This is a genomic window from Pseudoduganella lurida, from assembly GCF_007830455.1.
GTDB classification, from domain to species: Bacteria; Pseudomonadota; Gammaproteobacteria; order Burkholderiales; family Burkholderiaceae_D; genus Rugamonas; species Rugamonas lurida.
This window is the reverse complement of sequence record NZ_VLLB01000003.1, coordinates 324,784-347,655: the sequence shown is the minus strand read 5'-3', so window position 1 is coordinate 347,655 and position 22,872 is coordinate 324,784. Positions and strand designations below refer to the sequence as shown.

Below are 22,872 nucleotides of genomic sequence, written 5' to 3'. Positions count from 1 at the left end.
CTGCCGGTTCAGCCGGTTTTCAGCACCAGCGCCTGCACGCGCCGCAGCATCGGCGCCACCATCGGGATCGTCAGCATCGTGCTGCCGATCGCCATCAGCAGCAGCGCCGTGAAGGTCTCGCTGGAAATGATGCCCTTGTCGAGCAGGATATTGACGAAGATGATCATGATCAGGGCCTTGGTCTGCAGCAGCCAGCCGATGATGGACGCTTCGCCCGGCCCCCATTTCAGGATGCGGCCAGCCAGGTGCACGCCGGCCAGCTTGCCCGCGACGGACGCCGCCAGCAGCACGCCGGCTGCCACGAACACGGCGGTGCCGCCCACCGCCCAGTTGGTGCGCAGCCCGGTGGACAGGAAGAACACCGGCATCAGCAGCAGCAGCACGTGGTGGCGCATCTGGTCCAGCTTCTGCTGGTCGAACCAGTGCGCGTCCATCACCACGCCGGCCAGGAAGGCGCCCACCATGTAATGCAGACCGGCCCAGTCGGCGGCAAGCGCGCACAGCGCCAGCCACACCAGCGCCACGTACCAGCGGTCCTGCTCGGCCAGCCTGGCCATCAGCCTGCGATACACGATGGTAGCCAGCGCGAACGCGGCCAGGAAGCCGAGCTGGCGCCCGACGCGGTCCCAGTCCAGCAGGATGAGCGCCAGCACGCCCCAGATCGCGATATCGTCCAGGCTCGCATAGCGCAGGATGCGCTGGCCGATCGGCTGGCGCAGTAGGCCCAGCTTTTCCATCAGCAGGATCAGGATCGGCAGCGCCGTCACGGCGCACGACATGCCCACGCCCAGCACGAACTGCCACTCGTGCGACTGGGCGCCGCGCCAGCCGCCGTACTGCAGCATGCCCAGCGCGGCCACGCAGCCGAACAGCAGCGGCGTGCCGAGCGCGAAGCCTGCCGTGATGGTGCTCTCGACGCGGTGGCGCCAGGCCTGCTTCAGGTCCAGCTCGATCCCGGCCAGCATCACGAAGATCATCACGGCCCACCAGGCCACGCCGTTCAGCGCCGTGATCACCTGCGGGTTGAAGACAAAACCGTAGTACTCGGGGAAGGCGCGGCCCAGGATGCCCGGGCCCAGCAGGATGCCGGTGATGATCTGCACCACCACCAGCGGTGCGTAGTAATCGGTGCCGCCCAGGCGCCAGATCAGGTACGGCACGCTGAAGATCAGCACCATCGCCAGCAGATAGATTTCGGTGGTTCCCATGCATCGTCTCCTTGTCATCGTCCGGCAGCGCAGGGCCGCGCTGCCGGCGAATTTCGTTTTGAAAACGATACCATAGTTATGGCCGGCAACGGTGGCAATCGCCGCCGGGAACCACCGGCGCCGCTGGCGCGCGCGGGGTCAGGCCTGCGGTTCGGTGCCGGCGTCGATCAGGGCGAGAAGGACGTCCGGCTGCACTGGCTTGACGAAGTGCCGCTCGAAACCGGCGGCGGCGCTGCGGGCGATGTCGGCCGGCTGGCCATAGCCGCTCAGCGCGATGAGGCGGCAGTGCGCCCCGCCGGGGGTGGCACGCATGCGCCGCGCCAGTTCGTAGCCGCTCATGCCGGGCAGGCCGATGTCGAGCACCGCCACGTCCGGCCGCAGCGTTTGCAGCAGCACCAGCGCGGCGGCCGGATCGTTCCGCACCTGCACCGCGTGGCCGTGCTGGGTGAGCAGCATCGCCAGCGTGGCGGCCGCGTCGACATTGTCGTCCACCAGCAGCACCGAGCGGCGCGTGCCCTGCCCGGCTGCGTGCGGCCCCTCCGCCGCCGGCGGCCGGGCCGCATCGAGGTCGAGCGGCAGGTGCACGACGAATTCGCTGCCCGTGCCGGGGCCGCCGCTGTAGGCCTCGATCCGGCCGCCATGCAGTTCCACCAGGCGCCGCGCCAGCGCCAGGCCCACGCCGAGGCCGCCCTCGGCCCGGTCGATGCCCCGCTCGCCCTGGTAGAACAGGTCGAACGCCTGGCGCAGCTCCTCCGGCGCCATGCCACGGCCATTGTCGGCCACGCTGATGCGCGCCGTGGCATCGCCGGCACGCACGGCATCGAGGCGGATCGCGCCGCCGCGGGGCGTGTAGCGCGCCGCGTTCACCAGCAGGTTGGCCACCACCTGCGCCAGCCGCACCGCGTCGCCGCGCACGATCAGCGCCGGATCGGCATGCACCTGCAGTGCGTGGTCGCGCCGGCGCACCTCGGCCGAGGCGATTTCCACCGCGCTGCCAACCGCATCGGCGAGGCGCACGTGGCCGGCCTGCAGCGCCACCTTCCCCTGCGTCACGCGGGCGATATCGAGCAGGTCGTCGACCAGCCGCACCAGGTGCCCCACCTGGCGGTGCATCACGGCGCGCTGCGGCGCCGTGGCACCGTCGCCATGGCGTTCCATGATCTCCAGCGCCATCACCACCGGCGCCAGCGGGTTGCGCAGCTCGTGGCCCAGCATGGCCAGGAACTGGTCCTTGTTGCGGTTCGCTTCCGTGAGCTCGCGCAGGATCGCCTCGCGTTCCTGGTGCGCCTCGCGCAACTGGGCCAGGGCCAGGTCGCGCTCGTGCCGCTCGCTGGCGTCGCGCGTGAAGCAGCGCGTGTAGCGCAGCTGGCCGTCGACGAAGTAGCCGTTCGAGTGGATCAGCACCTGGCGGATGCTGCCGTCGGCACAGCGCAGCCGCGCCGGGTGGTCATACAGCGTCTCGCCGGCCAGCAGCTTGCGCAGGATCTCGTCGATGACCGGCTGGTCGGCGTGGAAGTCGGCGATGTGGCGGCCCACGTACTGGTCCTGCGCGTAGCCCAGCATCGCCAGCTCGGCCTTGTTGGCCCACAGGATGCTGCCGTCCGGTCCCACGCGGTGGATGCCTTCGGCCGCGTTGTCGAGGAATTCGACCAGGTCGGCGGCATGTTCCGCGGCGAGCCGCTCGCCCTCCTCGCGCAGCGCGATCTCCCGTTGCAGCGCCTCGCGGGCCTGCGCCAGCTCGCGCTGCAGTTGCGCGACGGTGGGTTCCGGCGCCATGGATTGGTGGTCGTTCGACAAGTTGTGTGATGAAGACAAGAAAGGTCATGCGGCAAAGGAACAGCCGGCCATTGTAAGCCTGTTTGCCCATCATTTCAGGATTGCCGAAATGGCCGCCGACCCGGAGCTGTACCAATCCGACGGTCACAGGGATCGGTGGAAAAACCCGACAACGTCGGCATTGAAGCGCTTGTGGAAATCGCCACGGTCGAAGCCGTCCTGGCTCACGCAGATCTGCGGCACCAGCGCAGCGAGCTGTGCGGTGCATGGCGCGAGGAAGTCGAGGTGGCCGGCGCGTGGCACCACGTGGTACTCGGGCATGCGGGGCAGCGCGGCGCGCACGTGCTCGGCGTACCAGGGATGGGGCAGGACGATGTCGTCTTCCGCCCGCCACAGCTGGACGGGAACGTCCACCTTGGCAAGCGCCGCGTTGTCGAACGTGAAGCCCAGCGCCGGCGCAACGATGACGGCGGCGCGGATGCGGCGGTCATGCATCTGCGGTGTCGCGGCGTGCGGTACCTGCTTTGAGTCGTCGCCATGCCGCGCGACCAGCTGGCAGGCGTACTCCGCGGGATGCGCCGCGCAATGGACGCCCACCTTGCGCAGGTCGGGCTGCCCGCCGATGTTCACCAGCGCCGTGAAGCCGCCCGACGAGAACCCGAAGATGCCGATGCGTGAGGGTGCGATCTGCGCCCGTTGCGGCCACTCCCTGAGCAGGTAGTCCAGCGTCGCGATGATGTGTCTTGGCCGTTCCAGGATGTTTGCCGCTTCGCTGCGGTCGGCATAGTTGTCGCCCGGATGGATCGGCGCGACGACGATGAAACCGGCATCGGCCAGGGCGAGCGCCGTGTCGTAGTGGCTGTACTGCGAGCCGCCGGTTCCGTGCGAGATGATCACGAGCGGCAGGCCAGTTCCCGCCACCTCGCCGTCGCTGGCGACCTGCTGGATGAAGGTGCCCGTGTTGCGGGCTTGTGGCGGTGTGGCGCTGGGGTACCAGATCGCCAGTTTGATCGGCTTGCCGGCCGGGCCGGTCATTTCCCGGGTTTGAAAACCCGCTGCCTGCGTCTTGAATACGCAGGACAGCAGGATGCAGCAGGCGATGATGGACTTCATGGCGGCTCCTTTCCGGTTGGGACAGGAACAGTCTCGCCCGGCCGCATCCTGCCGCCCAGCGCCTTGCGACGAGGATGGCGAAAAACGGCGCCAACGGCCGGGCGGCAGCCGCCGAAAAGACCGCGGCACAAGACGAAATGCAGACGCGGCGCAAGCGCTCCTGCCGCCAATCCGCCGCTGCGCTCGACCATGGGTGTGCAGGCCGTTGCCCTTTTCGGCGCCCGAACTAATCCCTACCAAATCGTCCCAGGAACTTCTAACCCGTACCAAAATCGAAGGTGTGTCCGCGACTTTAGACCGGAATCGTACCGCCGTAAAAATCGTTGGCCCAGATTAGCGCGGATGACTGTCTCGAATTAGCATGTTTAGGAAGTCTCCGATCCACGTTTAGAACGTTTTCGCGGCCCCCCGTCGAAGCGCCGACGGCAGTCGTCTGCCCGCACCCAAAACTCATTACCGGGGAAACGCAGCCAGACCATGCGCCATGCATTGCGGCCCTTGTCGTGGCGATTCGCAAACGACGATGGCGACAATTTCGCGCCGTCGTCAGCCACGATGCAGTCGCCGGCAACCCTGGCAAATTCGATGGTGTTCGCATAGTTGGTTCGCAGACTGGTTCCATTGGGAAGAAAGAGATTCTTCCACTGGAAGCCCCGCAGCGCCCGGCCGTTCTTCTGCAGCGCGAGCCGCTCCGTTTCGGCCGCGAGCCAGCGCTTCACGAGTGTGCCACGAACGCCTCGGGATTCTCGCCGGGGCGGTTGTCCATCAAAATGGAATTCCAGATCGAAGAAATCTTCCAGGGGCAGGTTCACGGCCCGCGTTGGCTGGTATGACATGATCCAATCCTTTCTAAATGTGCCTAAAAGTTGGATCGCCGTACGAGAAATTCGTTTGATTTAGTTTATAAGCCCTGGGTTGGATCAAATTAGCATTCGGGAACGGATTATTGGCACGCTTTAGCAAGCCGCTTCCGATTTTTAAAACGAATTAGCAGGATGCGGTACGAATTAGGTCACGTAAGTTCGCGCCGAACATCGAGCTACCCACACCGTGTCGCGGCGGCGATCCAGGAATCTTCCTCAACGTCAGGATTTGACGAGTCAACCAATTTGCCAGCCCATAAAAAAAGCGGGCCGAAGCCCGCTTTCACTCATGCATGATGCAACCAGGATTACTTGCGATCCTTCAGCGGCGGCACGTCGCGCACCGTCGCGCCCACGAACAGCTGGCGTGGACGGCCGATCTTCTGTTCCGGATCGGCGATCATTTCGTTCCACTGGGCGATCCAGCCGATGGTGCGGGCCATCGCGAAGATACCGGTGAACAGCGAGACCGGAATGCCCAGGGCCGACTGCACGATGCCCGAGTAGAAGTCGACGTTCGGATACAGCTTGCGCGACACGAAGTATTCGTCGTTCAGGGCGATCTTTTCCAGTTCCATCGCCAGCTTGAACAGCGGGTCGTCCTGCAGGCCCAGCTCTTCCAGCACTTCGTAGCACGTTTCGCGCATCAGCTTGGCGCGCGGGTCGAAGTTCTTGTACACGCGGTGACCGAAGCCCATCAGCTTGACGCCGGAGTTCTTGTCCTTCACCTGCGCGATGAAGGCCGGGATGTTCTCGACCGAGCCGATTTCCTTCAGCATCGTCAGTGCCGCTTCGTTGGCGCCGCCGTGTGCCGGGCCCCACAGGCAGGCGATGCCCGCTGCGATACAGGCGAACGGATTGGCGCCCGACGAACCGGCCAGGCGGACAGTCGAGGTGGAAGCGTTCTGCTCGTGGTCCGCGTGCAGGATCAGGATGCGGTCCAGCGCGCGCACCAGCACGTCGTTGACCTTGTACTCTTCGCACGGGTTACCGAACATCATGCGCATGAAGTTGGCGCTGTACGACAGGTCGTTGCGCGGGTACATGAACGGCTGGCCGATCGAGTACTTGTACGCCATGGCGACCAGCGTCGGCATCTTGGCGATCAGGCGGATCGCGGAGATCTCGCGCTGCTTGGCATCGTTGATGTCCAGCGAGTCGTGGTAGAACGACGCCAGCGCGCCGACGGTACCGACCAGCACCGACATCGGGTGCGCGTCGCGGCGGAAGCCACGGAAGAAGAACTGCATCTGCTCGTGGACCATCGTGTGCTTCGACACGGTGGTCACGAATTCGGCCTTCTGCGCTTCGTTCGGCAGTTCGCCGTTCAGCAGCAGGTAGCACGATTCCATGAAGTCGGCGTTCACGGCCAGCTGCTCGATCGGGTAGCCGCGGTACTGCAGTTCGCCCTTGTCGCCGTCGATGTAGGTGATCGATGAGTTGCACGAGGCGGTGGACATGAAGCCCGGGTCGTACGTGAACTTGCCGGTGGCGCCGTACAGCTTGCGGATGTCGATGACGTCCGGGCCGACGGTGCCCTTGTAGATCGGGAACTCGATCGCGGCGCTGCCATCGGAGAACGACAGTGTGGCTTTGTTGTCTGAGGTATTCATGGACTCTTCCTTTTCTGGGATGAGGTGCGGCTATTAAAAAAAATCAGGCGCGGCGCAGACGGCCAAGCAGTGCATGCACATGCGGCAGATCGAGCTCGCCTTGCGGCTCGCTGCGCGCCAGCACCAGATCCATCAGCGCATTGTCCGACAAGTCGAGGAGCCGCGTGAATGCGTCCACTTCCTCGTCGGTCAATTCCGTCTCGTGCGCATCGAGAAAACGCGTCAGGATGATGTCGTTTTCCAGCAGGCCGCGGCGCGACCGCCAGCGAAGGCGGGCACGGTTGGCGGGATCTGCCTGATGCGTACTGTTCATTTCTTGGTTCATCGTCGGAGCTGGTCGCCGATCAGATGGCGCGACGCACCATCAGTTCCTTGATCTTGCCGATCGCGCGGTTCGGGTTCAGGCCTTTCGGGCACACGTCCACGCAGTTCATGATCGAGTGGCAGCGGAACAGGCGGTACGGGTCTTCCAGGTTGTCCAGGCGGGCACCGGTGGCTTCGTCGCGCGAGTCGGCGATGAAGCGGTAGGCCTGCAGCAGGCCGGCGGGGCCCACGAACTTGTCCGGATTCCACCAGAACGACGGGCACGACGTGGAGCAGCACGCGCACAGGATGCACTCGTACAGGCCGTCCAGTTCCTCGCGCTCGGCCGGCGTCTGCAGGCGTTCCTTTTCAGGCGGGATCGAGTCGTTGATCAGGAACGGCTTGATCGAGTCGTACTGCTTGAAGAACTGCGTCATGTCGACGATCAGGTCGCGGATCACCGGCAGGCCAGGCAGCGGACGCAGGATGATCGGCTCCACCAGCTCGTTCAGGTTCGTCGTGCACGCCAGGCGGTTCTTGCCGTTGACGTTCATCGCGTCCGAACCGCACACGCCTTCGCGGCACGAGCGGCGCAGGGCCAGCGAATCGTCCACGTCGGACTTGATGCGCTGCAGCGCGTCCAGCAGCATCTTGTCGGTGTCCTTCAGTTCGACCGTCAGGTCCTGCATGTACGGCTTGTCGTCCTTGTCCGGATCGTAGCGGTAAATCTTGAATTTGAGAGTGCGTGCCATGTTTTTCGAGGCCTTAGAATGTACGTGCTTTGGGCTTGAAGGTTTCCACCGTCAGCGGTTTGGTGACGACAGGCTTGTACTCCAGGCGGTTGCCCGCGGAGAACCACAGCGTGTGCTTCATCCAGTTTTCGTCGTCGCGGTTCGGGAAATCGCTGTGCGCGTGGGCGCCACGGGATTCCTTGCGGGCGACGGCCGACGTGATGGTGGCCTTGGCCGTTTCGATCAGGTTGTCCAGTTCCAGCGCTTCCACGCGGGCCGTGTTGAACACCTTCGACTTGTCCTTGAAGGACACGTGCTTGCGGCGCTCGTCCAGCTTCATGATCTCGTCGAAGCCCTGCTTGAGCAGGTCGTCGGTACGGAACACGCCGCAGTACTTCTGCATCGCGGCGCGGATGTCGTTGGCCACGCCCTGCACCTTTTCCGAACCCGTCGAGGTTTCCAGCTTGTTCAGGCGGTTCAGTGCGAAGTCGGCCGCATCGCCCGGCAGCTGCTTGTGCTCTTTGGTGCGCAGCGCCGAGTTGACGACGTGGTTGCCGGCCGCGCGGCCGAACACCACCAGGTCCAGCAGCGAGTTGGTGCCCAGGCGGTTGGCGCCGTGCACCGACACGCAGGCGCATTCGCCGATCGCGTACAGGCCATTGACGACCTTCTGCGTGCCGTCCGCCGCCGGCGTGACCACCTGGCCGTGGATGTTGGTCGGAATGCCGCCCATCTGGTAGTGAATCGTCGGCACGACGGGGATCGGTTCCTTGGTCGCATCGACGTTGGCGAACTTGTGGCCGATTTCCAGGATCGATGGCAGGCGCTTCTCGATGGTTTCCTTGCCGATGTGGCGCAGGTCCAGCAGCACGTGGTCCTTGTTCGGACCCACGCCGCGGCCTTCCTTGATCTCCTGGTCCATCGAACGGGAGACGAAGTCGCGCGGTGCCAGATCCTTCAGCGTCGGCGCGTAGCGTTCCATGAAGCGCTCGCCTTCCGAGTTGATCAGGATGCCGCCTTCGCCGCGCACGCCTTCGGTAATCAGGACGCCCGCGCCGGCCACGCCGGTCGGGTGGAACTGCCAGAATTCCATGTCCTGCAGCGGCAGGCCGGCGCGTGCCGCCATGCCCATGCCGTCGCCGGTGTTGATGAACGCATTGGTCGACGCGGCAAAGATACGGCCCGCGCCGCCGGTGGCGAAGATGGTGGTCTTCGCTTGCAGGATCATCACTTCGCCGGTTTCCATTTCCAGCGCCACGACACCCAGGACATCGCCCTCGCTGTCGCGGATCACGTCCAGCGCCATCCATTCCACGAAGAAGTGGGTACGGGCGCGGACATTGCGCTGGTACAGCGTGTGCAGCAGCGCGTGGCCGGTACGGTCGGCCGCGGCGCAGGCACGCTGCACGGCCTTCTCGCCGAAGTTGGCCGTGTGGCCGCCGAACGGGCGCTGGTAGATGGTGCCGTCGGGATTGCGGTCGAACGGCATGCCGAAGTGTTCCAGCTCGTACACGACCTTCGGGGCTTCGCGGCACATGAATTCGATGGCGTCCTGGTCACCGAGATAGTCGCCACCCTTGACGGTGTCGAACATGTGCCAGAACCAGTTGTCTTCGGCCATATTGCCCAGCGATGCGCCGATGCCGCCCTGCGCCGCCACGGTGTGCGAGCGCGTCGGGAAGACTTTCGACAGCACGGCCACGTTCAGGCCGGCTTCCGCCAGTTGCAGGGAGGCGCGCATGCCGGAACCGCCGGCGCCAACGATCACCGCGTCGAAGCGGCGGACAGGGATTGCAGGTTTGATAGCTGCCACGATTTACACACTCCAGAGAATCTGCACCGACCACACGGCGCAAGCGACCAGCCAGATGGCGGAGGCGGTATGCAGGATGAAACGAACGGCGATGTTCTTGACGTAATCCTGGTAGATGCTGACGACGCCGATCCAGGCGTGATAGAACAGGCCGATCAGGGTGGCCAGCGTGAACAGCTTGAACCAGGTCTGCGCGAACAGGCCGGCCCAGCCTTCGTACGAGAAGTTGTTACCGCTCAGGAAGGAGATCAGCAGCACGGCGGTGTACACCACCATCACCACGGCAGTGGCGCGCTGCGCCAGGAATTCACCCAGGCCGTAGCCGGCGCCAACGACGAGGCGCTTCGGTCCGATATTGTTTTTCATTCTTAGAACACTCCGAACAGTTTCAGGGCAACGAGGATGACGACCACCCAGGTCACCACCAGCACCGCAACGGAACTCTTGCGGGCGGAATCCTTGTCCAGGCCGATGTGGGTATCCATCACCAGGTGGCGCACGCCGGCGCAGAAGTGGTGCATATAGCCCCAGACCAGCGCCAGGATGACGAGCTTGGCGAACGGGTGGGAAGCAATGCCCTGGAAGTGGGCAAAGGAGAGTTCGGAGCGGATGCTTTCCTGCAGCAGGTACAGGACGAACGGCAGCGCGATGAACAGCAGGAAGCCGCTGATGCGGTGCATGATCGACACGATGGCCGAGAACGGCTGACGGTAATTCATCAGCTCGGTAACGTGGATATTGCGGAATTCCCGGCGCGGCTTGCGCTGGGTTTCCCGAACGGCTTCTGACATGAATAACCTCCCTTTTATATTGCTATTTAATAAACTGCATGGTCGTTGCAATGAGCGCTGCACTCCTCATGACCGGAATGCCCCCTTGTCGTCGGGTGCTGCTTCACAATCATTTGACATTCTTGCAGTGGTGGGACTGCGATTTTCGCCCATTTCCCCGCCGCGACCAATATCTATTCTTACATACAACCAAATTTATGTTGCAGCGCTCCATTCTGCACCGCTAGTTTCCTCTTCCCTAATTCAGGTCGTTCTGGTAGTGGTGCCGCGCCGTCAGATACAGGCCGCGCCGCAGTTCGACGGGCTTGTCGCCATACGTGAAGGACACGCGTTCGGCCGACAGCAGCGGCACGCCGGCCTCCACATGGAGCAGTGCAGCATCCTCGGCACCGGCCAGCACGGCGCGCACCTTTTCGTCCGCACGGATCATGCGCGTGCCGAATTCGGATTCGAACAGGCCGTACATCGGGCCCTTGTATTCGGACAGGCGCTCGGCCGTCAGCCCCTTGAACAGCAGGCCGGGCAGCCACAGCTCCTCGACGATCGTCGGCACGCCGTCGAACGACTGCACGCGCTTGATGTAGACGGTGGCGTCGCCCGACTTCAGGTCCAGCAGGCGCGCGACGTCCGCCGGCGCGCGCAGGCGCTTCACTTCCAGGAAGCGGCTCTCGGGATAGTGGGGCTGGCCTTCGTCCGGCCGCAGGCGCAGGAAACGGATGTGGGCGCGCGCCTCGTGGTGGGTGGACACGAAGGTGCCCTTGCCCTGCCGGCGCATCACCAGGTTGTCGGCGGCCAGCTCGTCGATCGCCTTGCGCACGGTGCCCTGGCTGACCTTGTAGCGGTTGGCCAGTTCCACTTCGCTGGGGATCATCTCGCCCGGCTTCCACTCGCCGGACTGCAGGCTCTGCGTGATGAGGGCCTTGATCTGCTGGTAGAGGGGCGAAAACGTGGGGGCGGTTCCGGTGGCGCTGGCGTGGACGGGCACTGCACCCTGCCCGGCCGCTGCTCCTGTGCCCGCCGCCGCCCCTGCTGCAGCGCCCGTGGCCGGTGCCGCTGCCGCGGGCGTGCCTGCTGTGCCGCCTGGGCTGGTCTGGTTGGGCGTGACGGGATTCATAGACCGCGATTTCACCACAAAAGGCACTGTCCGTCCAGTAATAACCACCTAAGTTATATGTCTTATATAAGACATAAGATAGCATTGACAGAAGGCATGAGGGGGCCTACACTCGCCGTCGATGTTATTCCGGGCGGCGCTCGCGCGGCACACCGGAAGGCACCCGAAACAGGTACCGACGTGCCGCAACGGCTATAAGTTTGCCGCCCCGCGCGTCCCGCACTGGCCGAGCGATTCGGGCCGGCCGGCCACGGCCGCCCCGGCCGAAACGGCGGACCTTCGGGGGGTGCGAATTTGGTATCATTGCGGTTTGACCGGCGCGACTGCCGTGCGGCAGCTTGCGGAAACAGGCCAGGGGGGCAGCGGCCCGCACTGGCACGAACACAGATCTTTTTTCCACTTTGGAGATTCATCATGGCTAAAACCCCACTGCGTGTTGCCGTTACCGGCGCCGCCGGCCAGATCGGCTATTCCCTGCTGTTCCGCATCGCCAATGGCGACATGCTGGGCAAGGACCAGCCAGTCATCCTGCAACTGCTCGAGATCGCCGACGAGAAGGCCCAGAAGGCGCTCAAGGGCGTCATGATGGAAATCGACGACTGCGCCTTCCCGCTGCTGGCCGGCATGAGCGCCCACTCCGACCCGATGACCGCCTTCAAGGATGCCGACGTGGCCCTGCTGGTCGGCGCCCGTCCGCGTGGCCCGGGCATGGAACGCAAGGACCTGCTGGAAGCCAATGCGCAGATCTTCACGGTGCAGGGCAAGGCGCTGGACGCCGTCGCCTCGCGCAACGTGAAAGTGCTGGTGGTCGGCAACCCGGCCAACACCAACGCCTACATCGCGATGAAATCGGCCCCTTCCCTGCCGGCCAAGAACTTCACCGCCATGCTGCGCCTGGACCACAACCGCGCGCTGTCGCAGGTCGCCGCCAAGACCGGCACCGCCGTGAAGGACATCGAGAAGCTGACCGTGTGGGGCAACCACTCGCCCACCATGTACGCCGACTACCGCTTCGCCACCGTTGACGGCAAGTCCGTCAAGGACCTGATCAATGACCAGGAATGGAACGCCAACACGTTCCTGCCGACCGTCGGCAAGCGCGGCGCCGCGATCATCGAAGCGCGTGGCCTGTCGTCGGCCGCATCGGCCGCCAACGCCGCCATCGACCACGTGCGCGACTGGGTGCTGGGCACCAACGGCAAGTGGACCACGATGGGCGTGCCATCGGACGGTTCGTACGGCATCCCGGAAGGCACGATGTTCGGCTTCCCGGTGACCACCGAAAACGGCGAATACAAGATCGTGCAGGGCCTGGAGATCGACGAGTTCTCCCAGCAGCGCATCGACCTGACGCTGAAGGAACTGACCGAAGAACGCGAAGGCGTGAAGCACCTGCTGCCGTAATGTGACAGGGCGTGGCGCGCACTGCATCAGCCGATGCGGTGCGCGCCACGCCGCTACCGCGCGCCCGCCGCCCCCAACCGCCCGCCAACCGCCAAAACAGCCTCACCAATGCACCCATCCGAGGTCTTATTCCAGGGCGAACGCCAGCCGCTGTTCCTGCCAGCCTGCGATCACTACGCCGGCTCGGAAAAGCTGATGCGCAAGTCGATGGCCCTGCAACAAGAGCTTGGGCCCGTGTTCGACATCACCTTCGATTGCGAAGACGGCGCCGCTGCCGGCAACGAGGAAGCGCATGCGCAGCTCGTGGCCGATCTCGTCCTGAGCGACGACAACCGGTTCGACCGCATCGGCGCCCGCGTGCACGATGTGGCCAGCCCCCACTTCGCACGCGACGTCGAGATCATCGTCGGCCGTGCCGGTGCGCGCCTCGCCTACATCGTGCTGCCGAAGCCGGACAGCGTGCAGGACGTGATGCGCGCCATCGACGTGATCAATTCGCACGCCAAGAAGACCGGCCGCAGCAACCTGCCCGTGCACGTGCTGATCGAAACGCATGGCGCGCTGCGCGGCGTGTTCGCCATCGCCGCCCTGCCCCAGGTCGAATGCCTGTCGTTCGGCATCATGGATTTCGTGTCCAGCCACTACGGCGCCATTCCGGCCAGCGCCATGCGCACGCCGGGCCAGTTCGTCAACCCGCTGGTGGTGCGCGCCAAGCTGGAAATCGCCGCGGCCTGCCATGCGCACGGCAAGATCCCGTCGCACAATGTGACCACCGATATCAAGGATTCGGCCGGCGTGGCCAACGATGCCCAGCGCGCCGCCGCCGAATTCGGTTTTACACGCATGTGGAGCATCCACCCCAGCCAGATCAAGCCGGTGCTGAAGGCGTTTACGCCGCGCCTGTCGGAAGCGAACGAGGCGGCCGCGATCCTGCACGAGGCCGAGAAGGCCAGCTGGGGTCCGATCAGCCTGCACGGCCGCCTGCACGACCGCGCCAGTTACCGCTACTACTGGACGGTGCTGCGCCGCGCGAAGCTGGCCGGGCTGCCGCTGCCCGAATCGGCGGCTGCTTGGCTACCGCCCACCAACGCAACGGAAAACACCTGATGTCCCTCATTAAATTCCTCGCCGCCGCGCTGGGCCTGGGCGCCGTGCTGGCCTTCGCGCCGGCGGCGCAGGCCGCCGAACCGGCCAAGGCAAAAACGGCCGCGGCCAAGAAGACGGCCGCCAAGCCCAAGGCCGTCTCCGCCAAGTCGAAAAAGGCTGCCGCTGCGGCGGCGGCCGCCGCGAAAGAACCCGATCCGGAAGCGGATGAACCGGACGTGGCCGAAGCCACCGTCGACGAATTCAGCTGCGAGATGGGCAACAAGGTCACCATCTACCGCAACGCCGGCGACGAAGGCCATATCGCGCTGCGCTGGAAGACGCGCCTGCACCGCCTCACGCAGGTGGCCACCACCACCGGCGCGCAGCGCTTCGAGAACAGGCTGTATGGCCTGATCTGGATCGGCATCCCGTCCAAGGGCCTGCTGCTCGATTCGAAGCTGAACCGCCAGCTGGCCAACGAATGCCGCAACGCGGAACAGAACAAGCCGGCAGAGACCCCGATGCAGGCGCAGGCGCCCGGCCAGACAACGGCGCCGGCGGCTCCCGTCACCGGCGCCCCGGCGCAGGCGGACGCGCGGCCGGTAACGAAGTAAGCAATACAGAAATACAAGCACAGCACTATCTCGATCAATAACAGACACCCACCTGAAGGAGAGGTCATGTCCAGTAACACCTACACGACGAACACGTTCAACACGCTCAAGGAATTCCCGATCGCCGGCAAGACCAAGGGCAAGCTGTACTCGCTGCCGGCACTGCAGGAAGCACTGGGCGTGAACATCTCGCGCCTGCCGGTCTCGATCCGGGTGGTGCTGGAATCCGTGCTGCGCAACTGCGACGGCAAGAAGGTCACCGAAGAGCACATCCGCCAGCTGGCCAGCTGGGACCCGACCGGCGCGCGCACCGACGAGATCCCGTTCGTCGTGGCCCGCGTGGTGCTGCAGGACTTCACCGGCGTGCCGCTGCTGGCCGACCTGGCCGCGATGCGCAACGTCGCCTACAAGCAGGGCGCGAACCCGAAGAAGATCGAGCCGCTGGTGCCGGTCGACCTGGTGGTCGACCACTCCGTCACCATCGATCACTTCCGCGAGCCGAAGGCGCTGGACCTGAACATGAAGCTGGAATTCTCGCGCAATAACGAGCGCTACCAGTTCATGAAGTGGGGCATGCAGGCGTTCGACACGTTCGGCGTGGTGCCACCGGGCTTCGGCATCGTCCACCAGGTCAACCTGGAATACCTGGCGCGCGGCGTGCACAACGCGGGCGGCGTGTACTACCCGGATTCGCTGGTGGGCACCGACTCGCACACCACGATGATCAACGGCATCGGCGTGGTGGGCTGGGGCGTGGGCGGCATCGAGGCGGAAGCCGGCATGCTGGGCCAGCCCGTGTACTTCCTGACGCCGGACGTGATCGGCGTGAACCTGACGGGCCAGCTGCGCGAAGGCTGCACGGCGACCGACCTGGTGCTGACCATCACGGAACTGCTGCGTAAAGAGAAAGTCGTCGGCAAGTTCGTCGAGTTCTTCGGCGAAGGCACCGAGTCGCTGTCCGTCACGGACCGCGCCACCATCGGCAACATGGCCCCGGAATACGGCGCCACGATGGGCTTCTTCCCGGTCGACGACAAGACCATCGCCTACTTCGAAGGCACCGGCCGCACCGAAGAGGAAATCGCCGCCTTCCAGGCCTACTTCAAGGCGCAGAACATGTACGGCGTGGCCAAAGCCGGTGAACTGGACTTCACGCGCGAAGTGAACCTGGACCTGTCGACCGTCACGCCGTCGCTGGCCGGCCCGAAGCGCCCGCAGGACCGTATCGAGATCGGCAACGTCAAGTCCACCTTCACCGACCTGTTCGCCAAGCCGACCTCGCAGAACGGCTTCAACAAGGATCCGGCGGATCTCACCACCACGTACGAGACGACCAACAACGTGCAGGTGAAGAACGGCGACATCCTGATCGCCGCCATCACCTCCTGCACCAACACGTCGAACCCGAGCGTGCTGCTGGCCGCCGGCCTGCTGGCCAAGAAGGCCGTGGAAGCCGGCCTGACGGTGGCGCCGCACATCAAGTCGTCGCTGGCCCCCGGCTCGCGCGTCGTGACGGAATACCTGACGGCCGCCGGCCTGCTGCCCTACCTGGACAAGCTGGGCTTCGGCGTGACGGCCTACGGCTGCACCACCTGCATCGGCAATGCGGGCGACCTGACGCCGGAACTGAACGCGGCGATCCAGACCAACGACATCGTGGCGGCCGCCGTGCTTTCCGGTAACCGCAACTTCGAAGCCCGGATCCACCCGAACATCCGCGCCAACTTCCTGGCTTCGCCACCGCTGGTCGTCGCCTACGCGATCGCCGGCAACGTGACGCGCGACCTGATGACGGAACCGGTCGGCAAGGGCACCAACGGCCGCGACGTCTACCTGGGCGACATCTGGCCGACCTCCGACGAGATCGCCGAACTGATGAAGTTCGCGATGAACTCGGAAGTGTTCAAGTCGAACTATGCGGACGTGAAGAACAACCCGGGCAAGCTGTGGGAAAACGTGTCGACGGTCGAAGGCCAGGTCTACAACTGGCCTGACTCGACGTACATCGCCGAGCCGCCGTTCTTCGCCGACTTCGAGATGACGCCGAAGGCGACCGAAGCGAACATCACCGGTGCCCGCGCGCTGGGCGTGTTCGGCGACTCGATCACCACCGACCACATCTCCCCGGCCGGTTCGATCAAGGAAGACGGTCCGGCCGGCAAATGGCTGAAGGACCACGGCGTGCTGAAGGCCGACTTCAACTCGTACGGCTCGCGCCGCGGCAACCACGAGATCATGATGCGCGGTACGTTCGCCAACGTGCGCATCAAGAACAAGATGATCCCGCCGAAGGCCGACGGTTCGGCAGTCGAAGGCGGCATCACGATCCACCAGCCGTCCGGCGAACAGCTGTCGATCTACGACGCGGCCATGCAGTACGTGGCAGCCGGCACGCCGACCATGATCTTCGGCGGCGAAGAGTACGGCACCGGCTCGTCGCGCGACTGGGCCGCCAAGGGCACCCAGCTGCTGGGCGTGAAGGCCGTGCTGTGCCGCTCGTTCGAGCGCATCCACCGCTCCAACCTGGTCGGCATGGGCGTGCTGCCGCTGCAGTTCATCGGCAACGACAGCGTCGAATCGCTGGGCATCACGGGCAAGGAAGTCTTCGACCTGACGGGCCTGGAAGGCGACATCAAGCCGCAGCAGATCGTCACGCTGACGATCACCCGCGAGGACGGCACCAAGCAGGACGTGCGCGTGCTGCTGCGCATCGACACGCCGATCGAGGTGGACTACTACAAGCACGGCGGCATCCTGCCATTCGTGCTGCGCCAGCTGCTGGCCGCGTAAGCCTTACGCTGCTCTGCACCGAAAACGCCGGGCTCGCCCGGCGTTTTTTTTCACCCGTAACCGCCGAGCTACGGGGTCTGACCCACAGCGCCGGTCGCCTTGCCGTCAGCCGTTATCAGGTCCGCGGGTCTGACCCCAGCCTTTCGCCAGCAGATCCGCAGGGGTCTGTCCCCATCAACCCGAGGCCGATGTGCTTGCAGTTGCAGCCTCCGGGGACTGACCCCGGTTTTCCGCCGATCCGCACGAAACCCCCTCCGCTTTTACGCATACGCTAACGTTGCGCCAGCAAAAAACCGGGGTCTGTCCCCCTGCGGGGACAGACCCCATCGAATCAACTACAATAGACCCGATAAGTTTTTTACTACTACAGAGATCGTCAGCGCCATGCGTCGCCCAACCAAAGATTCATCCCAAAAATTGTCTGCCGACAGCCAGCGCCTTTCCACCCTTGCCCAGGCCGTCGGCCAGGCGGCAAGCCGTCTCGAAGAGCGCAGCTGGGAGCGTGCGCTGGATACGCAGCTGTGCAAGCTGCTCAAAACGAACCACCAGGATACCGTCGATGCCGCGCTGAACAACCTGTTCGCGGCCGACCTGAACGCCTATGACGTGCTGATGGATGGCGTGGAAGCCGTCAGCGAATCGGCCACCATCACCGTTGAAACCGATGGCGCCCCGGTGCAGTACGACGTGCTGCTGGTCGGCGCGCCGATCCTGGCCTGGACGCGCTTTTCGATCGCCTCCGGCCCGCTGCCGGCCGAGCTGCTCAACACGCTGTCCGCGCACTTCTCCGCGCACCTGCTGGCCGATGGCACCAAGCTGGCCATGGCATCGAACCTGTTCTCGATCGACCAGCTGCCGCGCACCCATGCGGAAACCTACGCGAAGATGCACAAGCTGGCGCAGGCCGCCGTGAAGGGCGTGGCCGTGAAGACGGACGTGAAGGCACCGGAAACGGCGCCCTTCCTGGCCGATACCCGCTACCTGATCGCTGCCGTCGTGGCACCGGCCGGCGGTCCGATGTTCCGCTGGCAGATGCCGGGCGCCCACCTGCACCAGGCGGACGAGCGCCGCAACGCGCTGGAAGCCTGGCGCCTGCAGGCCACGCCGACCGTCGCGCGCCTGCTGCCGGGCTGCGGCATCGAGCTGCTGCTGCCGGAAGCCTACTACATGGCCTGCCGCGAAGCCGACAAGCTGATCCGCCCCGTCTCGATCCGCGCCGCCGTCCACTACCTGACGCACTCGCTGGCCTGCGAACCGGCCGACCTGCGCGCCGTCATCGCCGGCTTCGGCGAGGAAGCGGCCGAGGGCCAGGTGGACGAATACCGCGTCGCCTTCACGCGCCGCGCCGATACGGATGTGATGTATGGCGTCGTCTGGCCCCTGTATGGCCAGGAGGACGAGGAAGGCACGCCACCGGAAGGCCCGCTGGCCGGCGGCATCGCCAACCTGCTGCAGCCGCGCACGCCCGTCGAGGAAATCGTCGAGCACCTGAACGCGGCCGGCATCACCGTCATCAAGAAACTGGCGGAACGCTACGTGGCCGAATACTGCGACGACTGCGGCGCCCCCCTGTTCGCCGACCCCGCGGGCGAACTGGTCCACGCCGAAATGCCGGAAGACGCCCCCGCCGGCACCGAGCACTTCCACTGACCACCGCGCTCGCCCAACAAAAAAACCTCGCCACCGCGAGGTTTTTTTACGGCCGAGTCCGTGTCACAGTGCCTGACACCATGTGACACGAACTCGACTGGACGAAATCAGCGCTTGTCTGCCCCCGTGGGCACATTGGTATTCCCGCTCGGCCCCGTCCCGACGGCGCCGGCGGTGCCGTTATTGCCGCTGATCGGGCTGCTACCCATCGTGCCGGTGCCATGGGCGCCGGTCGGCGTGCTGCCGCTGCCAGCCTCCCGCGCGGCGGAGGCCGCATCCTCGGTCTTGTGCGGTTTCGTGGTGGCCTGTTTCTTGTGCTTGGCAGGCTTCTTGCCCTTCGCATCCTTGTCCGCATGCTTGCCGGTCTGGTCGTGCGGGCCGACTGTGGACTGGGTGGGCTCGACATTGCGCAGGGTTTCGGCGGCCGGCGCCGTGCCGGGCGGCACCTGCGCGAACGCGGCGCCGGCCGTCATGGCGAACAATGCTGTGATGAGTGACTTGCGCATGGATAAACTCCTGTTATGCACCGGCGGGACGCAGGCTGCGACCCGCCGGTAGTGATGAATCAGCGCTTCAGGTTGCCGGCCGAGTTGCTCTCGGTGCCGGAGGCTTCGCCGCTGTTCGAACCGTTGCTCGTGCCACCTTCGGTTCCCGAAGTGCCAGTGCCTGTCGTACCCGTGCCGGACCACCCGCCGGAGGTCATGCCGCCAGCGGCCGTGCCCGCACTGGTACCCGAGCTTGCCCCGGCTTCCTTGCCCGCATGCTTGCCGGACTTGGCGCTCTTCTTCGCCTTGGCATTCGCGTGGCCACCCGTATCGGCGCCACCACCTGCCTCGCTGCCCGCCGCGCCGGAGGTGCGCTGGGGATCGGTCGAGCCGGTGCTGCTGCTGGACTGCGCATGAGCGACGCTGGCAAGCGTGGCGAGAACTGCTGCGATCAGTGTTTTACGCATGGTGCATTCTCCAGATGAGATGATGGTGGGACGGTCGGATGACCGAGTGACCAAGCTTATCCCCTCCCCCGGCGAGAGGGCATAGTCCGGCGACGGCTGCGCGGGTCGGACCTCTCCTACCGCGCCCAGCCGTCCAGCATCAGAAGCTCACGCCGCCCTGCAGGTTGTAGCGCCACGGCTTGCCCGTCTCGCCCAGCGGTGCCACGCCGATCGGCTTGGCCGCCGAAATCGCCACATTGAGCTTCTCGTTGACATCGAAGCGCAGGCCCACGAAGCCCGACTTCAAGGTGTCGCGCGAGGAGAAGTCGGTGGCATTCTTCACCTTGGCCGCATCGAAGCCGACAAAGGGCTGCAGGCTGTTCAGGTAGGCCTTCTTCAGCAGGAAGCCCTTGCTGATCTCGCCCGAGATCGCCCAGCCGGTATCGCCGCTGGCATCGCCCGAAGGATACGCGGACGCGAAGTAGCTGCCGCCGAAGACGATCTTCTCGCTGGTCGGCAGGCGCCGGCCCGAATGCTGGTAGGTGGCATTGATGAAGGTGCCGATCGAATTGTCCTCGCCCCACGAGTCGCGGCGGTTGGCCGACACGCGCGTCTTCACGAATTCGAGATCGACCAGGTCCTCCAGCTGGCTGGAGCCCACGCCCTTGAAGGCGCGGATGACCTGCGCGCTGGCCTCGGCCGAGTAGCGCTCGCGCTGCCAGCTGGCGTTGATGCCCAGCTGCGCCGCGCGCACATTGGCGCGCAGGTCGAGCCGCTCGTCCACGCCCGGCACGGAATAGATCTCGCCGCTGCCGGAGCCATACACGCCGCCTTCCAGCATCACGCTGCGCCCCGCTTCCAGGATCAGCGGATACGACAGCATTACCGAGCCCCGCGCATCGCGATAGGACTGGTTGAGTGGCACATCGTAGTAATACACCTGGTTGGCCTTGCCCTCGTAGCGGTAGGCGGAGGCGCGCAGCATCAGGCCGTCCGACCCCAGCGGCAGCGCGTATTCGACCGAGTAGTAGCGCTTGTCGTAATCGCCGCGCGGCCACATGATCGACGCCGTCAGCTGGTCCGCCAGCGGCGTCAGGCCGTTCACGGTGGCCGACAGCATGCCTTCGAAGCCGGGGTGGTTCGCGTCCAGCGCTGCCGTGGTGTTGAAGCGCTTGAAGTGCACGTCGAGCGTGAGCTCGGCCGCGCCATCGGTGTTCTGCGGCGGCTGCACGTTGGCGTCCACGCCGATGCCGGGCAGGCGCGAGATCAGGCTCACGTAGCGCTCGAAGCTGCTGCGCCTGAGGGGCCGCTCTTCCTTCAGGCGCTCGGCCAGCCTGCGGATCTGCGGCAGCAGGTTCGGCGGCGCATCGTTGATGACGACATTGCCGATGTAGCCCTCCACCACCACGATCTGCACCCGGCCGTTGGCCATGTCCTGCACCGGCAGATAGGCAAACGACAGCGCATAGCCGTGCTGCGCGTACACATCCGCCACCTTCTTTGCCGCCTCGGCCAGCTGGCCGACCGTCGTGTCCTGGTTGTTGAACTGGCTGAAGACGGCGGAGATCTCGGCGAACGGCACCGACTTCACGCCGGCGATGCGGATATCGGTCGGATGCACCGCCACGTTTTCCAGCTGGTCCAGGTTCTGCATCGGCTCGCGCAGCGCGGCGTTCGATTCCGGCTGGCGCGGCTGGGCGCGCGGCAGCGTGCGCTGCAGATTGCTTTCGCTTTGTGCCCAGGCGGGCGGCGCTGCGAACGCCAGGCCCAGCGATGCGGCAAGTGCCATGCGAACGCCCAGCTGTACTTCCTTGCGAACGACCTTCTTTGGACGTGTCATCAGTTATCTTCCTCCCAGCGCACCGCGCAGGCTGGCCAGCGCGGCGGCCGGCGTGGATGGCGCGCTGCCGCTGCCCGCCGCGGGTTGCGACGGCGCGGTGCGCAGGTTGACGGGTGCCTTGCCGGCGCTGCCGCCGGAATTGGCCAGCTTGATGCCCAGTGGGCTCAGCAGCGGCTGGGCGGCGGCCGAAGCGGGCGCGGCCGCATCGGCCACGGGTGCCGCGGCATCGGCCACCGTCTGCTTGGCATCGGCCGCGGCGTTCGCGGCGCCGCCGGCCGCATCGGCCACGGGTTTCGCGACCGGCGAGGCGGCCTGCGCGATCGGCGCGGCGGTCTTCGCCACGGCGGCCACGGCCGGCGCGGCACCTTTCGCCACGGGCCGCGCGGTATCGGCCAGCGGTTTCACGGTGACGGCAACCGCCTTGCTCACTGGCGACGCGGCTTGCGTCACGGGAGACAGTGCACCGGTGGTGGCTTTCGTTGTCGCCGCCAGTGCATTCAGCGCGGGTTTTGCGCCACCGGCGACGGGGGCCACCACCTGGCCAGCCGGTTGCGTGACGGCTGCTGCGGCCTTGCCGGCGGCCTGCGTGGCAGGTGTGGCGGCTTGCGCGACGGCTTCGGCGGCCGGCGTGGCAGTCGCGCTGACGGCCTTGCCGGCAGCACTGGTCGCCGGCGCCACGACGCCACCGGCAGCGGTGGTGACCTGCTGCGTCGACTGGATTGCCGCACCGGCGGGAATCGCCACCGCCGTCACGGTCTTCGCAGTGGGCTGCGCGACCACGGCCAGCGCATCCGCGACCGGTGCTGCCGCCTGGGCGGCACGGGCCACCGGCGCGGTGATGTTGCGCAGCGCGGCGCCGGTGCCGTTGCCCAGGCCGCGCAGGACGGCATTCGGGTTGCTGCCGGCGGCAAAGCCCCGCGCAACCAGCGCATTGATCGGCACGATGGGCATGCCACGGTTCGAGAGGCCCTGGCCGAGCGACAGCCCGGTGCCGGTACCAGCCACATTCTGCGCCTGGAATTCGAGGGTATTGTCCGAAATGCCGGACCCGTCCTGCTGCACCTGCGCGCTGTTGCCGGCGTCGTCGCCGCCTCCGCCACCACCGCCGGTATTGGGGCCGCCACCGGCGGTGAGGTTGACCGCGCAGCCGCCCAGCCCGAGGGCGAGCGGCAGCATCAGGCCGAGGTATCTGGTCTGCATGGCTGATCCCGATGTCTAGTATCGATAACAAA

General features: G+C 65.6%; 20 protein-coding genes. 5 read left to right on the top strand and 15 right to left on the bottom strand.

Annotated elements, in window-relative coordinates:
• Window positions 1–8: 8 nt before the first annotated feature.
• From IP91_RS11020 to IP91_RS10970, 11 genes are all read right to left on the bottom strand, one after another.
• Complete coding sequence (locus IP91_RS11020) at window positions 9–1,208, bottom strand: cation:proton antiporter (protein ID WP_145649013.1); 1,200 nt, start codon at window positions 1,206–1,208, stop codon at window positions 9–11.
• 138 nt (window positions 1,209–1,346) lie between these two features.
• Window positions 1,347–2,984 carry a hybrid sensor histidine kinase/response regulator gene (locus IP91_RS11015; RefSeq protein WP_145649012.1) on the bottom strand — a complete coding sequence of 546 codons (1,638 nt, stop codon included), beginning with the start codon at window positions 2,982–2,984 and terminating at the stop codon, window positions 1,347–1,349.
• Window positions 2,985–3,128: 144 nt separating this feature from the next.
• The gene (locus IP91_RS11010; protein ID WP_145649011.1) at window positions 3,129–4,097 is read right to left on the bottom strand and encodes an alpha/beta hydrolase family protein; all 969 of its coding nucleotides are present in this window, start codon (window positions 4,095–4,097) and stop codon (window positions 3,129–3,131) included.
• Between the two features lie 365 nt (window positions 4,098–4,462).
• Window positions 4,463–4,933 (bottom strand): hypothetical protein, encoded by a 471-nt coding sequence (locus IP91_RS11005; protein ID WP_145649010.1) that lies wholly within the window; start codon window positions 4,931–4,933, stop codon window positions 4,463–4,465.
• A gap of 335 nt (window positions 4,934–5,268) precedes the next feature.
• Window positions 5,269–6,573 (bottom strand): citrate synthase, encoded by a 1,305-nt coding sequence (gene gltA / locus IP91_RS11000; protein ID WP_145649009.1) that lies wholly within the window; start codon window positions 6,571–6,573, stop codon window positions 5,269–5,271.
• Window positions 6,574–6,616: 43 nt separating this feature from the next.
• Window positions 6,617–6,886 carry an FAD assembly factor SdhE gene (locus IP91_RS10995; RefSeq protein WP_371860617.1) on the bottom strand — a complete coding sequence of 90 codons (270 nt, stop codon included), beginning with the start codon at window positions 6,884–6,886 and terminating at the stop codon, window positions 6,617–6,619.
• 31 nt (window positions 6,887–6,917) lie between these two features.
• Window positions 6,918–7,628, bottom strand: a complete 711-nt coding sequence (locus tag IP91_RS10990) for a succinate dehydrogenase iron-sulfur subunit (RefSeq protein ID WP_145649007.1) — start codon at window positions 7,626–7,628, stop codon at window positions 6,918–6,920.
• A 13-nt stretch (window positions 7,629–7,641) separates the two neighbouring features.
• A complete protein-coding gene (gene sdhA, locus IP91_RS10985; RefSeq protein WP_145649006.1) occupies window positions 7,642–9,420 on the bottom strand; it encodes a succinate dehydrogenase flavoprotein subunit in 1,779 nt (592 codons plus the stop codon).
• 3 nt (window positions 9,421–9,423) lie between these two features.
• A complete protein-coding gene (gene sdhD / locus IP91_RS10980) occupies window positions 9,424–9,786 on the bottom strand; it encodes a succinate dehydrogenase, hydrophobic membrane anchor protein (RefSeq protein ID WP_145649005.1) in 363 nt (120 codons plus the stop codon).
• Between the two features lie 2 nt (window positions 9,787–9,788).
• Window positions 9,789–10,211, bottom strand: coding sequence for a succinate dehydrogenase, cytochrome b556 subunit (sdhC, locus tag IP91_RS10975; RefSeq protein ID WP_145649004.1), 423 nt, complete (start codon window positions 10,209–10,211; stop codon window positions 9,789–9,791).
• Window positions 10,212–10,449: 238 nt separating this feature from the next.
• A complete protein-coding gene (locus IP91_RS10970) occupies window positions 10,450–11,325 on the bottom strand; it encodes a GntR family transcriptional regulator (RefSeq protein ID WP_145649003.1) in 876 nt (291 codons plus the stop codon).
• Window positions 11,326–11,739: 414 nt separating this feature from the next.
• On the opposite strand from IP91_RS10970, the gene IP91_RS10965 reads away from it, so the two are divergent.
• From IP91_RS10965 to IP91_RS10945, 5 genes are all read left to right on the top strand, one after another.
• A complete protein-coding gene (locus IP91_RS10965) occupies window positions 11,740–12,729 on the top strand; it encodes a malate dehydrogenase (protein ID WP_145649002.1) in 990 nt (329 codons plus the stop codon).
• 108 nt (window positions 12,730–12,837) lie between these two features.
• Window positions 12,838–13,836, top strand: coding sequence for an HpcH/HpaI aldolase/citrate lyase family protein (locus IP91_RS10960; RefSeq protein WP_145649001.1), 999 nt, complete (start codon window positions 12,838–12,840; stop codon window positions 13,834–13,836).
• Window positions 13,836–14,429, top strand: a complete 594-nt coding sequence (locus tag IP91_RS10955; protein WP_229474257.1) for an MliC family protein — start codon at window positions 13,836–13,838, stop codon at window positions 14,427–14,429. Before IP91_RS10960 ends, IP91_RS10955 begins: the two co-directional genes overlap by 1 nt.
• Window positions 14,430–14,495: 66 nt before the next feature.
• On the top strand, window positions 14,496–17,219 hold the full coding sequence (gene acnA / locus IP91_RS10950) for an aconitate hydratase AcnA (protein ID WP_145649000.1): 2,724 nt from the start codon (window positions 14,496–14,498) through the stop codon (window positions 17,217–17,219).
• 384 nt (window positions 17,220–17,603) lie between these two features.
• Window positions 17,604–18,869, top strand: coding sequence for a DUF2863 family protein (locus tag IP91_RS10945; RefSeq protein WP_145648999.1), 1,266 nt, complete (start codon window positions 17,604–17,606; stop codon window positions 18,867–18,869).
• Between the two features lie 107 nt (window positions 18,870–18,976).
• On the opposite strand, the gene IP91_RS10940 is transcribed toward IP91_RS10945, so the two are convergent.
• From IP91_RS10940 to IP91_RS10925, 4 genes are all read right to left on the bottom strand, one after another.
• Entirely contained in the window at window positions 18,977–19,375 is a 399-nt protein-coding gene (locus IP91_RS10940) for a hypothetical protein (RefSeq protein WP_145648998.1), read from the bottom strand.
• Between the two features lie 59 nt (window positions 19,376–19,434).
• Window positions 19,435–19,821 carry a hypothetical protein gene (locus IP91_RS10935; protein ID WP_145648997.1) on the bottom strand — a complete coding sequence of 129 codons (387 nt, stop codon included), beginning with the start codon at window positions 19,819–19,821 and terminating at the stop codon, window positions 19,435–19,437.
• A 139-nt stretch (window positions 19,822–19,960) separates the two neighbouring features.
• Window positions 19,961–21,640: a ShlB/FhaC/HecB family hemolysin secretion/activation protein gene (locus IP91_RS10930; protein WP_145648996.1), complete on the bottom strand. Its 1,680-nt coding sequence runs from the start codon at window positions 21,638–21,640 to the stop codon at window positions 19,961–19,963.
• Between the two features lie 3 nt (window positions 21,641–21,643).
• Window positions 21,644–22,840 carry a hypothetical protein gene (locus IP91_RS10925; protein WP_145648995.1) on the bottom strand — a complete coding sequence of 399 codons (1,197 nt, stop codon included), beginning with the start codon at window positions 22,838–22,840 and terminating at the stop codon, window positions 21,644–21,646.
• Window positions 22,841–22,872: the final 32 nt, after the last annotated feature.

Excerpts from the sequence above, each read along its gene's own strand:
- IP91_RS11020 (WP_145649013.1), bottom strand. The coding sequence starts at position 1,208 with ATGGGAACCACCGAAATCTATCTGCTGGCGATGGTGCTGATCTTCAGC.
- IP91_RS11015 (WP_145649012.1), bottom strand. The coding sequence starts at position 2,984 with ATGGCGCCGGAACCCACCGTCGCGCAACTGCAGCGCGAGCTGGCGCAG.
- IP91_RS11010 (WP_145649011.1), bottom strand. The coding sequence starts at position 4,097 with ATGAAGTCCATCATCGCCTGCTGCATCCTGCTGTCCTGCGTATTCAAG.
- IP91_RS11005 (WP_145649010.1), bottom strand. The coding sequence starts at position 4,933 with ATGTCATACCAGCCAACGCGGGCCGTGAACCTGCCCCTGGAAGATTTC.
- gltA (WP_145649009.1), bottom strand. The coding sequence starts at position 6,573 with ATGAATACCTCAGACAACAAAGCCACACTGTCGTTCTCCGATGGCAGC.
- IP91_RS10995 (WP_371860617.1), bottom strand. The coding sequence starts at position 6,886 with ATGAACAGTACGCATCAGGCAGATCCCGCCAACCGTGCCCGCCTTCGC.
- IP91_RS10990 (WP_145649007.1), bottom strand. The coding sequence starts at position 7,628 with ATGGCACGCACTCTCAAATTCAAGATTTACCGCTACGATCCGGACAAG.
- sdhD (WP_145649005.1), bottom strand. The coding sequence starts at position 9,786 with ATGAAAAACAATATCGGACCGAAGCGCCTCGTCGTTGGCGCCGGCTAC.
- sdhC (WP_145649004.1), bottom strand. The coding sequence starts at position 10,211 with ATGTCAGAAGCCGTTCGGGAAACCCAGCGCAAGCCGCGCCGGGAATTC.
- IP91_RS10970 (WP_145649003.1), bottom strand. The coding sequence starts at position 11,325 with ATGAATCCCGTCACGCCCAACCAGACCAGCCCAGGCGGCACAGCAGGC.
- IP91_RS10965 (WP_145649002.1), top strand. The coding sequence starts at position 11,740 with ATGGCTAAAACCCCACTGCGTGTTGCCGTTACCGGCGCCGCCGGCCAG.
- IP91_RS10960 (WP_145649001.1), top strand. The coding sequence starts at position 12,838 with ATGCACCCATCCGAGGTCTTATTCCAGGGCGAACGCCAGCCGCTGTTC.
- IP91_RS10955 (WP_229474257.1), top strand. The coding sequence starts at position 13,836 with ATGTCCCTCATTAAATTCCTCGCCGCCGCGCTGGGCCTGGGCGCCGTG.
- acnA (WP_145649000.1), top strand. The coding sequence starts at position 14,496 with ATGTCCAGTAACACCTACACGACGAACACGTTCAACACGCTCAAGGAA.
- IP91_RS10945 (WP_145648999.1), top strand. The coding sequence starts at position 17,604 with ATGCGTCGCCCAACCAAAGATTCATCCCAAAAATTGTCTGCCGACAGC.
- IP91_RS10940 (WP_145648998.1), bottom strand. The coding sequence starts at position 19,375 with ATGCGCAAGTCACTCATCACAGCATTGTTCGCCATGACGGCCGGCGCC.
- IP91_RS10935 (WP_145648997.1), bottom strand. The coding sequence starts at position 19,821 with ATGCGTAAAACACTGATCGCAGCAGTTCTCGCCACGCTTGCCAGCGTC.
- IP91_RS10930 (WP_145648996.1), bottom strand. The coding sequence starts at position 21,640 with ATGACACGTCCAAAGAAGGTCGTTCGCAAGGAAGTACAGCTGGGCGTT.
- IP91_RS10925 (WP_145648995.1), bottom strand. The coding sequence starts at position 22,840 with ATGCAGACCAGATACCTCGGCCTGATGCTGCCGCTCGCCCTCGGGCTG.